This window comes from Roseibium sp., from assembly GCF_025698965.1.
Lineage (GTDB): Bacteria > Pseudomonadota > Alphaproteobacteria > Rhizobiales > Stappiaceae > Roseibium.
This window is the reverse complement of record NZ_JAILWL010000229.1, coordinates 1-10266: the sequence shown is the minus strand read 5'-3', so window position 1 is coordinate 10266 and position 10266 is coordinate 1. Positions and strand designations below refer to the sequence as shown.

Sequence of the window (10266 nt, the reverse complement as noted above, 5' to 3'; positions counted from 1 at the left end):
AGGGCGGCTTCGCCGTTATCCCGCATCCGGACAAACTGACCCAGGCGTTGCCCCAGATCTACCGCCAACTTGTTGGAGGTTGATGGTGAGCGGTTCGGTGACGCAGGCGAGATCAGGAACGCTGGACGAATTGCCCGGCGACCTGATGATGTGGGTTCTGATCATCAGCGAGCTGTTGGTTTTCGGGGCGGGACTGGCAGCATTTCTCGGGGTCCGGATTACGGACCCCGCCGGATTTGCCGAAGCACGAAGCCACCTCCACCCAGCGCTTGCCGGGATCAATACCATTGTTCTGATCACCAGCGGATTTCTGGCAGCCAGGGCTCTTGATCTGCGTCTGAAGAAAGGACGTGCCGCAGCTCGCCTGCATCTGGGCGCCGCGATGGTTCTGGGGACTGTCTTTCTGGTGATCAAGGGATACGAATACGCGGATGTTGCCGGACAGGGCATCTCCACCGAGACCCACCCGCTCTTCACTTTCTACTATCTTCTCACCGGCTTTCATGCCGCACATGTCGTGGCCGGAATTGCCATTCTTGCCCTGATTGCCTGGAAGGATGCTCCCCGCAACATCGAGGTCGGCACAGCCTTCTGGCATATGGTCGACCTTGTCTGGGTCCTGCTGTTTCCGGTGATCTATTTGCTGGGCTGAATTGTGGACCAGAGGCTTGAAATGACAAAAGATCCAACGACCCGGGCCTGGCTGGTGCTCTTGCTTTTGAGCGGGGCTTCGGTACTGGCTGCTGTCCTGGCGGGCGGGTCTTTCAGCAAAAGCGTGATCGGGGTGTTCGTTCTGCTCTTTGCCTGGATGAAAGCACGCGTCATTCTTTCGCGCTATCTGGGTCTCTGGCAGGCCCCGACCTGGCTTTCTGGCTTCAACTGGGCCTTGGGGTTTTACGGTCTCTTGTTGATCGGGCTTTATCTGATCCCGGCCTTCACGGCTTGAATGCAGCCGCAAGCGCAGCGGGAAGCTCAAACTCTTCCAGGACCCTGTGGCGGCCGTCTTCCGACATTTTGCGCGCTGTTTTTTCCACGATGCCCTGAACTTTGTCACTGCTGTGCTTGGCAGCAAAAGGCGCGAAATACCACTTCAGGAATACGAAACAGATGACGTCCTCCAGCGCTTGTACGTCAGCATGACGCTTGATGCCTTCCTTGCGGAGCATTCTGCCGGCTGCCGAAATCTCTTCTTCCGGATATCCGGCATCGGTCATGATCGCACCGACGCGTTCCGCATGGTGTTTGGCCAGATCCCGACGCCAGGCGTGATAACCTGCCTTGCCGTCCGGATAAGTGGCTCTGGGCACCGACCAGCGTTCGATATGCTGACCTCGCGCGGCAATTCTGAGTGCATCCGGTGCGTCCGGAAATAGGCGGTCGAGTTCTTCGCTCATGCGCTGACCATAAAGAAGCGCAGCTGGTTCACCGGATTCCTGGTTCGGGTCAGCGGCGTTAGCTTCGTCAATCGCCTTCAAAGCGGTTTCCAGTTTCGTCATTGCGCTTTGTGCCAGGCTTCCACAGGATCGGTTTCGGAAAATTCCCTGAGACGTTCAATGTCGTCAATTGCAGCGTGATTGCGTTTGATATGAACGCCAGCATTTTTCAGTTTCGCAAAGGATCGGGAGAGGCTCTCCGGCTTCATGCCGAGACGGCCGGCGATCAGAAACTTGTCGTATGGCAGTGTCACGACGCAGCTGCCTTCTTCGTGTTCACACAGCTCAAGCAGAAATTCCGCAACGCGTTGCGGGCCCGTCTGCGCCTTGAGTTGTTCCAGCTGGGAGACCAGCGAATGCAGATGCGCGAAGGTGGAAGCGAGCACCGAAACCGCAATCTCCGGGTCCTTGCGCATGGCTTCCAGAAGCGCGACGCTCGGAATGCGCATGACTTCGCAGGTGGTCACCGCTTCGGCGGATACCGGATAGGCATGGCCGCGGAAGGCAACGGCTTCTCCAAAGCTCTCGCCCTTGGCAAACACGTTCACCACAGCTTCACCGCCATTCGGTGCGATTCTGTAAAGCTTGACCCATCCTTCAGTAACGATGTGGATGGCCTGCGCGGTTTCTCCCTGCAGGAACAGCGTTTCTCCGCGATCATATTCGCGCCAGCTGGACATGCTGAGAACCATGTCCTGGATCTCCTGGGAAAAACTTTTCAGCAACAAGGAATTTTGCGCAATCTTCCTGCGGCGTTCACTTGGCATTGTAAATAAACCCTTCTTGGATCCGGTCGGCGGATCCCCTCTCCGTTGCGGCTACTCTACACAACTGCCTCATGGGGTCACATGCGGTGAAATGCGGACATAGACCGTCTTTGTCACAGGCAACTTGATTATTGTCATTTAGTCCACTGCTGCATGCGGTTAGCTTTCGGGCAAATTGAGAAAGCGAGGATATCATGGACTATCAAGCCTTTTTCAAAAACCGGCTGACCGCGCTCAAGGAAGAGGGCAACTACCGGGTCTTTATCGATCTTCAGCGCAAGCGCGGTTCATTTCCAGAGGCCGTCTGGACACACAACAATCACGCCGACGAAGTCGCGATCTGGTGCTCCAACGACTATCTGGGCATGGGGCAGCATCCAAAGGTGCTTGCCGCGATGCATGATGCAATCGACCGGTGTGGTGCCGGTGCAGGCGGGACGCGGAACATTTCCGGCACGACCCATGACCATGTCATCCTCGAACAGGAACTGGCGGATCTTCACGGCAAGGAGGCCGCACTCGTCTTTACGTCTGGCTATGTCTCCAACTGGGCGGCGCTCGGCACACTTGCCGCGCAAATTCCCGGCTGCATTGTCTTTTCCGACAGTCTCAATCATGCCTCGATGATCGAGGGTATTCGGCAGTCCCGTGCCGAAAAGGTAATCTGGAAGCACAACGATCTCGAGGATCTGGAGGCCAAGCTGGCTGCAAGCGATCCTGGACGTCCGAAACTGATTGCCTTTGAAAGCGTCTACTCAATGGATGGCGATATCGCGCCGATATCCGAAATCTGCGATCTGGCGGACAAGTATGGCGCCATGACCTATCTCGATGAGGTGCACGCCGTGGGACTATACGGTCCGCGAGGCGGTGGTATCGCCGAACGCGAAGGTCTCATGGATCGTCTCACGGTGATCGAAGGGACACTCGGCAAGGCGATCGGTGTTGTCGGGGGCTACATTGCCGCGTCGGCAGAACTGTGCGATTTCGTCCGCAGCTTTGCCAGCGGTTTCATCTTCACGACGGCCCTGCCACCGGCAATCGCGGCAGCTGCAACTGCCTCGATCCGGCATCTGAAGGCAAGTTCGGTGGAGCGGGAGGCACATCAGGCCATCGTTGCCAAGGTTCGCAAACGGCTCGACATCCTGAGCATCCCGCATGTTCACAATCCGAGCCACATCATCCCTGTGATGGTCGGCAATCCTGCGAAATGCAAATTCCTTTCCGATACGCTGCTGACGGATTTCGGTATCTACATTCAACCGATCAACTATCCGACCGTACCCAAGGGAACAGAGCGGCTTCGTATCACACCCTCGCCGGTCCATACGCCAGGCGATGTCGACCGGCTGGTTTGCGCACTGCATTCGCTCTGGAACCAGTGCCAACTGGCAAGAAAACCCATTGCTGCGGAATAGCTGTGTGCGGCTTGATGATAGTCAAGGATCGCATCGACTAATCGCCGTTTTCTAAACGCGCAGTAAAGACGCAAAGGGTCTGACCGCTTCGATAAAATGAGGCCAAGGGGAGCGGTCGAACCAGCCGGGCCGGGAATGGCCAATACCAGCCCCGACCCGGCACAAATGTGTTGGCCTCGATCAGAACGAAACTTTCAAACCAGGCCAAGGCGTCCTCTTTCGGCCTGGAAAACCAAACACCACGTGTGCCAGCGTGTTTCAGCATTTCAGTCAATGTGCCGACCGGATGCCAACTGAAGAATCCCTGCGATGAAACGCAGGGATTTTTTTTCTTAGGGCAAAACAGGACGACGATCAGGCTGGATTGACCCGCTCTATCGCTATGTTGAACAGCACCTGACGTTTCTCTTCTGTTGCGATCTTGATAGCCCGTTCCAGCGCGGCGGGCAGGGCTTCGCCGTCGCTAATCGTTTCGGTATAGGCACGGCTGGCTTCTGCCGTTTTGGTAAAGTCAGGACTTGGCTTGAGCGACGTCAGCGGAACCTCGTTGGCCTGATGCGCCAGGCCGCCCTTATAGGTTCCGACGACCGAATGGCGGACTGCGCCCCATTCCTCGTTGTTGAGCACAAGCACAATAACCGGCAGGTCGAGCGCTTCAGCCACCTGATGGCAGACCGTCGGGTTGGCGAACATGTAGCTGCCATCGCCGATGGTTGCGAAAACCAACCGGTCCCGATCCGCGAGCTGAGCACCCAATGCCGCAGGCAACCCCCAACCGAGGCCGCCGGAATATGGCTCTTGAAAATAACTGTTGTGGCTGTCGAGATCGAGTTGGTCAAGCGGGCAGCCCAGCTCCTGAAAGACGGTGGCATTGCGCCCCTTGATGGCACGGCCAAGACAAAGGCTGACCCATTCCTTGGTCATTGGACTGCCCTTGCCACGTTCAGCCGTGGCGATCACTGCTTCGCGGTTGGCTCTGGAAATCTCCGAAATGCGCTGGCGGCGTTTGTCGATGAGGGTCTGGTCGCGGGGCTGACCGTCCATTTCTTCTATCAACGCCATGAGCGTATCGCTCGTTTCCCCGGCAAGCGTGATGTCGGCCGGGAAGTTGCGGACCGGTGTCCGGCTGAACAGCGGATCAGGACCCAGTTGGATTACCTTTAGATCTTGCTGAAGTGTGACCCTGTCCGGCCACCAGGGAGCAAGCGCATTGATGACCAGCACCACGTCGGCCTCGCTCAGCAGTGCTTCCGGCGCCGACCCGACCTGCATCGGGTGCGACAGCGGCACGGACAGCATGTTTGCCCAATAGTGCGATAGCGGTATCCCCCAGTCTTCGAGAAAATCCGACAGTGCTGCAAACCCTGCCTTTGAACCGGCTCCTCGCTGGCTGATGATGAGCGGCGTTTTCGCCTGAGCCAGCAGTTTTGCGGCGGACTTGATATCTTCACCATGGGCTGCGGTGACGACCGGTGCCATTCGGGACGGGCTGTTGAGACCCGCCGCTGGTGCCGGTTCGCACAGGACTTCTCGTGGCAGGCTGAGATAGACCGGCCCTTTCGGTGTGGAGTTCGCGATTGCGCTTCCACGATCGAGCAGGTCCGAAACCTGCTCCGGAAAGCGGAGCTCATAATCCCATTTGGTGACTTCGCGGACCAGGGCTGTCTGATCGAACATTTCCTGTCCCCATCCGATAGGAACGGTTCGCGCACCGAAGCGCTTGCCTTCCGTAACAGGCGTGCGCCCGGACATCATCAGGACAGGAACTTGGTCGCACCAGGCATTGATCGCGCCGGTCACACCGTTGGACAGACCGACATTCGTGTGCAGCATCACGGACTGCATTTTTCCGGAGATCTGGTAATAGCCGTGGGCCATGCCCATCGCGGCGTGTTCGTGCGGCACCGTCACCGGTATCGGCAACTCGATCCCTTCGTGCGATGCGGAGACCAGCCCTTCGATGATCGGTGGAAAGTCTGTCCCAGAATTGACGAACACATAATCGATGCCAAGTGCTTTCATCTTGCCGAAGATCGCTCCACCTGCCGAGAGTGCCGACTGGTCCGCTGACTTGCTCATTTGTTTCTCCTGACCGCGTTGCCGGTCCTTGGCATGTTTGGCGTTTGGAACTTGTCCTTCTTGCGGGAGACCCTCCATTTGCTGCTGCATCAGGGCAAACCGCAGGGAAATGGAAGGGGCATTGTCTAAACCGCATATCGTAAAGCGAGATCAGCGTTTGTTTCCAAAAATGGAAAGTATAAGGCCCGATATCTCAATTTACATTACCAAACTAATTAGTGAAGATGATTTCTGGAGGAGTGAAATCGGTCTGCAATCCGGGGAAAAATCCCTTGTCTGATCTTTTTTACCTCGACGTATAGGTTCAACATCCCACCACGGATGCAATGTCAAGTTACTTAATTTGACAATATTTAACAAGGCAAATAAAATACGCAAAGCTGAATACTGAATTGGCAGACAAAAATCAAATTGGGCGGACTGGAAATAGTCAACTTTCGATTGTGTTTGCTAAGGTCGGACCGGAAAAGTCGGTGAAGTTCACTGACGAACTGCACAACGCGACCCATTCGGGTTGAAATCGTGTCAACCGTCGGAAATTCGGAATTCGCTCGGAGGAGGAAATATGAGCACCTTGAAAAATGCGATTATGGGAACGGCGCTTTTCGTACTTGGTACAACGTCGGCCTATGCTGCGGACTATGAATTCAAGCTTCACCATTTCCTGGGTGAAAAAGCGCCGGCCCACTCGAAAATGCTGGCGCCCTGGGCCAAGCAGGTTGAAGAAAATTCCGGCGGCAAGGTTGCTATTGAAATCTATCCGGCGATGACGCTGGGTGGTCGGCCGCCCGAGTTGATCAATCAGGTGCGGGACGGAGTGGTCGACCTTGTGTGGACCGTGAACGGTTACACCCCGGGCCTGTTCCCCCGCTCGGAGGTTTTTGAACTGCCCGGTGTGCACAAGAACGACACGGCTGCCACCAATCTGGCCCTCATGGACCTTTATGAGAGTGACCTGAAAGACGAATACAAGGGTGTGGAAGTCATGTTCCTGCATGTGCATGCAGGGCAGGGCATTCACATGACCGACACTGAAGTGCGGTCTCCGGCAGATCTTGAAGGCAAGAAGATTCGCATTCCGACCCGTACCGGTGCCTGGGTGATTGAAGCCCTCGGCGCATCCCCGGTTGCCATGCCGGTTCCTGAATTGCCACCTGCGCTGCAAAAGGGTGTGATTGACGGTGCGCTGATTCCCTGGGAAATCATTCCACCACTGAAAATCCAGGAACAGACCGAATACCAGATCGAAGGTGCCGACAAGGAACGCTTCGGCACGACCGTTTTCCAGGTGTCGATGAACAAGGACCGCTGGGACAGCTTGCCCGACGATGTGAAACAGGCTTTCCGCGACGCATCGGGCAAGGAATGGGTCAAACAGGTTGGCGACATCTGGGCCGGTGCCGATGATTTCGGTATCGGGCTCGCCACCAAAGCCGGCAATACGCACATTACTCTGACACCGGAAGAAACCGCTGCGTTCAACCAGGCACTCGAGCCGGTGGTTACCCGCTGGGTTGAAGAGGTTTCCGGAAAAGGCATAGACGGTGCAGCACTGGTCGACAAGGCCAAGGCAGCTATTGCGGACAACGCGTCGAACTGATGCCGGATGTCCAACAGGAAAGCAGCTCCGGATTTACCGGGGCTGCCAGTCGCCTGATAACGTTCTGGGCTCTCATGGGTGGCATCGTCTTGCTCCTTGTGGTCGGTGTGAACATGCTCTCGATCGTCGGCTCGGTCTTCGGAACTCCGTTTCCAGGTGATTTTGAACTTACCGAAATGGGCGTGGCGGTCGCCGTGTTTGCGTTTCTCCCCTATTGCCAGCTCATCGGGGCCAATGTCTCGGCTGATATTTTCACAGCGGCAGCATCCAAACGGATGATTGCGTTTTTCACGATGCTCGGTTCGCTGGTCGCATTGGGGTTTGCGGTATTGCTCATCTGGCGCATGTATTTCGGCATGCTGGACCAGAAGGAATACGACTACACCACGACGATCCTTCAAATTCCCCATTGGATCGCTTTCATTCCGATCCTGCTCTCCCTGGCCTTGCTGGCTCTGGCAGCCTTTGTCACGCTTATGCGTGACGTGAACGCTCTGTCGAAAGGATAACAAAGAGATGGCAGACGCTCTCTTGCTGGGGCTGGGTGGCCTTGTCGTGCTCATTTTCCTGATCGCGATAAGGATGCCGATTGCCTATGCCATGATCCTGGTCGGCGGCGTCGGTACCATGATGCTCAATGGCCCGGCGCTCGTCTTCAGCCAGCTCAAGACCCTCGCCTACGGCCAGTTCTCCATCTACGATCTATCGGTCGTGCCGATGTTCGTGCTGATGGGTGCAATCGCGTCCAAAACGGGTCTGAGTCAGGCACTGTTCCGCGGAGCCAATGCCTGGCTTGGCTGGCTGCGTGGTGGTACGGCAATGGCTGCTATCGCAGGCTGCGCGGGCTTTGGTGCGGTCTGTGGATCGTCTCTGGCGACCGCCTCAACCATGGGCAAGGTCGCGCTGCCGGAGCTGCGCCGCTACAAATATTCCGGTGCGCTTGCGACCGGCACGCTGGCTGCCGGTGGGGTTCTGGGTATTCTGATCCCGCCCTCGGTTGTACTGATTATCTACGCCATCATTGTGGAAGCGAACATCGTCACCATGTTCATGGCGGCTTTTCTTCCGGGATTGCTGGCTGTCGTTCTGTTCCTGCTGACAATTGCAGTCTATGTCGCAATCAAGCCGGAGGCGGGGCCGAAGGGTGGGGTGCCCGACAGGGCGGAATTCGTCGAGGCCACCGCTGGAATGATTCCCGTTCTGATCATCTTCGGGCTGGTGATCGGAGGCATCTATTTCGGTTTCTTCAACCCGACACCGGCCGCAGCTGTCGGCGTGTTTCTCGTGCTCCTGTTCGGGCTGCTTCAGCGCAGCTTGAGCGGTAAGGATTTCGTGGCAGCACTTAAGGAAACGGCGTCCACATCCGGCATGATCTATCTGATCATTCTTGGTGCCGAGCTTCTGAAGATTTTCATGTCGAGGGTGGGTCTGCCGCAGGAAACGGCTGCTTGGATCTCAGGATCCGGACTGGAGCCGATGACGGTTCTGATCCTCCTGCTGGTTGCTCTGATCCTGCTTGGTTGCCTGATGGACAGCCTGTCCATGATCCTGCTCGTCATTCCGTTCTTCTGGCCGGTGCTGGTGGAAATCAACGGCGGGATTTACCAGGGGGCCGAAGGTGCGGGCTACGGCATGAGCACTGAGGACCTGAAAATCTGGTTCGGCGTGCTGGCCCTGATCGTCGTCGAACTCGGGCTGATCACGCCACCGGTCGGCATGAATGTCTTCGTGATTTCCTCATTGGCCCGCGACACACCGATGATCGAAACCTTCAAGGGCGTCGCCCCGTTTTTCGGAGCGGAAATTATCCGCGTGATCCTGCTGGTCAGCTTCCCCGCCCTGACACTCTGGTTGCCGCGGCTTCTGCAATAGCCAGGGAACGTTTTTGCCTCAAATGAGTTGCCCCTGGAGACGTCCAGGGCGGCTTGCAATAATAAGATTCAATCCGACGACCGGCGCTGTGCGAAGATCCTTGCAGCCATTTCCTTGCAGGGTTCGATGACTTCCTGCGGATCGAGGGCGGTCTTCCAGTTGATCTCCAGAGGACTGAGTTTGGCCAATGCATCTGCGAACGGAGCCGCATCTGCGGCGGCAGAAGCAACGATTTCTTTGGCCCTGGGGCGGGCAATGCCGTTCTTGGCCAGAATGAAGCTGGCAGTTTCGGCCATCATCTCGGGATTGGCCTGAAGCGTCGCGTCCAGATTTCCCGCATTGGGGATCAGGCTCTCCGCAAGCCTTTGTGCGTGCTGCAGGGCTGACCCCGTTGCAAGAAGCATCTGGGGGAGGTACATCCATTCCAGAGGCCATTTTGAGCCATCCCGTTCTTCCTCCGGATCGGCGGCAGTCGACAGCGCAGCCTGAGCCGAGATGGCGATCCGGTTGAGAACCTTTATAGTCTCCGCCTGAACCGGATTGGCCTTTTGCGGCATCGTCGACGACCCACCCCCAGTTCCGCTGGCAACTTCGGCAATATCCGTCCGACCCATCAGGATCAGGTCTCCGGCCATTTTCGAAAGCGCGGCACAGACTTGTTGCAGCCAACTGGCCAGTGCAAGGATCGAGGAGCGGTTGACATGCCAGGAGGCACTCGCTTCCAGACCGAGTTCGTCCGCCAGCTTTTTCAGAACCAGCGGACCGTCCGGAGCGATCGCGGAATTAACACCGGACGCCCCGCCGAACTGAACTTTCAAGACCGCTTTGCGCAGCCGCGGCAATGCCGTCTCGATATCGATCAATGGATGCGCCCACTGGGCGATCCGGTACCCGAGCGTGATCGGGGTTGAAATCTGACTGCGCGTCCGGCCGGCAAGCAACGCCTTCGCATGGTGATTGCTTTCCGTCTGCAGCGTGTCGAGAAGCCGTTTGATGCGGCGTTCGAGAATGTCGAGACAGGCGCGTATCTGTAAAACCTGTGCAGTGTCCATGACATCCTGACTGGTTGCCCCCCAATGAAGCCAGTGCCCTGCATC

At 56.9% G+C, this 10266-nt stretch carries 10 protein-coding genes; 6 read left to right on the top strand and 4 right to left on the bottom strand.

The features are described 5' to 3' along the window. The first annotated feature begins 85 nt into the window (after positions 1–85). Both K5905_RS18315 and K5905_RS18310 read left to right on the top strand, forming a co-directional pair. Positions 86–652 carry a cytochrome c oxidase subunit 3 gene (locus tag K5905_RS18315; protein ID WP_297586419.1) on the top strand — a complete coding sequence of 189 codons (567 nt, stop codon included), beginning with the start codon at positions 86–88 and terminating at the stop codon, positions 650–652. 21 nt (positions 653–673) lie between these two features. Beyond that, on the top strand, positions 674–946 hold the full coding sequence (locus K5905_RS18310; RefSeq protein ID WP_297586417.1) for a hypothetical protein: 273 nt from the start codon (positions 674–676) through the stop codon (positions 944–946). Here K5905_RS18310 and K5905_RS18305 read toward each other — a convergent pair. Continuing rightward, positions 936–1496 (bottom strand): DUF4202 domain-containing protein, encoded by a 561-nt coding sequence (locus K5905_RS18305; protein WP_297586415.1) that lies wholly within the window; start codon positions 1494–1496, stop codon positions 936–938. The two genes, K5905_RS18310 and K5905_RS18305, sit on opposite strands and share 11 nt — an antisense overlap. After that, complete coding sequence (locus tag K5905_RS18300) at positions 1493–2125, bottom strand: Crp/Fnr family transcriptional regulator (protein ID WP_297586414.1); 633 nt, start codon at positions 2123–2125, stop codon at positions 1493–1495. The genes K5905_RS18305 and K5905_RS18300 overlap by 4 nt, the downstream gene beginning before the upstream one ends. A gap of 269 nt (positions 2126–2394) precedes the next feature. On the opposite strand from K5905_RS18300, the gene hemA reads away from it, so the two are divergent. Next, positions 2395–3618, top strand: coding sequence for a 5-aminolevulinate synthase (gene hemA / locus K5905_RS18295; RefSeq protein ID WP_297586413.1), 1224 nt, complete (start codon positions 2395–2397; stop codon positions 3616–3618). A gap of 354 nt (positions 3619–3972) precedes the next feature. Here hemA and K5905_RS18290 read toward each other — a convergent pair whose 3' ends face one another. Beyond that, on the bottom strand, positions 3973–5697 hold the full coding sequence (locus K5905_RS18290; RefSeq protein ID WP_297586412.1) for a thiamine pyrophosphate-requiring protein: 1725 nt from the start codon (positions 5695–5697) through the stop codon (positions 3973–3975). Between the two features lie 565 nt (positions 5698–6262). Between K5905_RS18290 and K5905_RS18285 the strand changes: the two genes are divergently transcribed. Genes K5905_RS18285 through K5905_RS18275 form a run of 3 tightly spaced genes read left to right on the top strand, consistent with a single transcriptional unit; the run spans position 6263 to position 9169 of the window. Beyond that, on the top strand, positions 6263–7297 hold the full coding sequence (locus tag K5905_RS18285) for a TRAP transporter substrate-binding protein (RefSeq protein ID WP_297586411.1): 1035 nt from the start codon (positions 6263–6265) through the stop codon (positions 7295–7297). After that, entirely contained in the window at positions 7297–7806 is a 510-nt protein-coding gene (locus K5905_RS18280; protein ID WP_297586410.1) for a TRAP transporter small permease, read from the top strand. Before K5905_RS18285 ends, K5905_RS18280 begins: the two co-directional genes overlap by 1 nt. Positions 7807–7813: 7 nt before the next feature. Next, complete coding sequence (locus K5905_RS18275; RefSeq protein ID WP_297586409.1) at positions 7814–9169, top strand: TRAP transporter large permease; 1356 nt, start codon at positions 7814–7816, stop codon at positions 9167–9169. Between the two features lie 68 nt (positions 9170–9237). On the opposite strand, the gene K5905_RS18270 is transcribed toward K5905_RS18275, so the two are convergent. Then, on the bottom strand, positions 9238–10266 hold a 1029-nt coding region (locus tag K5905_RS18270; protein WP_297586408.1), incomplete at its 5' end, for a lyase family protein.

Coding starts and splice junctions, on each gene's coding strand:
- K5905_RS18280 (WP_297586410.1), top strand. CDS start 7,297: ATGCCGGATGTCCAACAGGAAAGCAGCTCCGGATTTACCGGGGCTGCC.
- hemA (WP_297586413.1), top strand. CDS start 2,395: ATGGACTATCAAGCCTTTTTCAAAAACCGGCTGACCGCGCTCAAGGAA.
- K5905_RS18275 (WP_297586409.1), top strand. CDS start 7,814: ATGGCAGACGCTCTCTTGCTGGGGCTGGGTGGCCTTGTCGTGCTCATT.
- K5905_RS18305 (WP_297586415.1), bottom strand. CDS start 1,496: ATGACGAAACTGGAAACCGCTTTGAAGGCGATTGACGAAGCTAACGCC.
- K5905_RS18285 (WP_297586411.1), top strand. CDS start 6,263: ATGAGCACCTTGAAAAATGCGATTATGGGAACGGCGCTTTTCGTACTT.
- K5905_RS18300 (WP_297586414.1), bottom strand. CDS start 2,125: ATGGTTCTCAGCATGTCCAGCTGGCGCGAATATGATCGCGGAGAAACG.
- K5905_RS18310 (WP_297586417.1), top strand. CDS start 674: ATGACAAAAGATCCAACGACCCGGGCCTGGCTGGTGCTCTTGCTTTTG.
- K5905_RS18290 (WP_297586412.1), bottom strand. CDS start 5,697: ATGAGCAAGTCAGCGGACCAGTCGGCACTCTCGGCAGGTGGAGCGATC.